Here is a 218-nt window from a genome sequence, read left to right as displayed (position 1 = left end):
CGAATCGACGATGCTGATCGACGCGACGCAGAAGTATCCGATGGCGCCGCTTGCCCTGCCCACGCGGGAATACATGGAGCAGGCGCATGCGATCTGGGACGAGCTCGGTCTGCCGGCGCTCAAGATGAAATCGCCGTGGCACGGCTACACGCTCGGCGACTGGACGGATACGTGGGAGCGTTTCGCGCGCCGTGCCGCGCAGGGAGAGTGGGAACAGA

At 65.1% G+C, this 218-nt stretch carries 1 protein-coding gene; it reads left to right on the top strand.

The window, feature by feature from the left end; genetic code table 11:
• Positions 1-218 (top strand): hypothetical protein (locus tag ACKQAD_RS20340; RefSeq protein ID WP_409161767.1); only part of this gene is annotated, 218 nt, incomplete at both ends.

The organism is Pectobacterium artocarpous, assembly GCF_046159765.1.
GTDB lineage: Bacteria > Pseudomonadota > Gammaproteobacteria > Enterobacterales > Enterobacteriaceae > Pectobacterium.
This window is presented reverse-complemented; position numbering and strand designations above follow the sequence as displayed.